Raw genomic sequence first — 305 nt, 5'->3', positions numbered from 1 at the left:
GAGTTGTCATTAAATGAAACTCGTTGACTTTACTCAAGTAGAGAATATTTTTATTGTGTGTGGAAAAACGGATATGCGCCGTCAAATTGACGGATTAGCTGCGACGATCACTGAAGAATATGATGTGAATGTTTATAACGACGCTCTCTTTCTATTCTGTGGTGGAAAGAAGGATCGATTCAAAGCTCTTTATTGGGAAGGCGACGGCTTCCTTCTCTTATATAAGCGTTTAGAGAATGGGAAATTGAATTGGCCGCGTAACCAGAACGAGATTCAACAATTAAGTGCACAACAGCTGCGTTGGC

At 40.7% G+C, this 305-nt stretch carries 1 protein-coding gene; it reads left to right on the top strand.

Features of this window, described 5'->3' with window-relative positions; genetic code table 11:
- Positions 1-13: 13 nt before the first annotated feature.
- The coding region (gene tnpB, locus ACYQ2O_RS13095; protein WP_459796825.1) for an IS66 family insertion sequence element accessory protein TnpB at positions 14-305 on the top strand (292 nt) is incomplete at its 3' end.

It is taken from the genome of Alkalibacterium sp. m-11 (assembly GCF_054658155.1).
The sequence above is the reverse complement of the archived record's forward strand: the minus strand, read 5'-3'. Positions and strand labels throughout refer to the sequence as shown.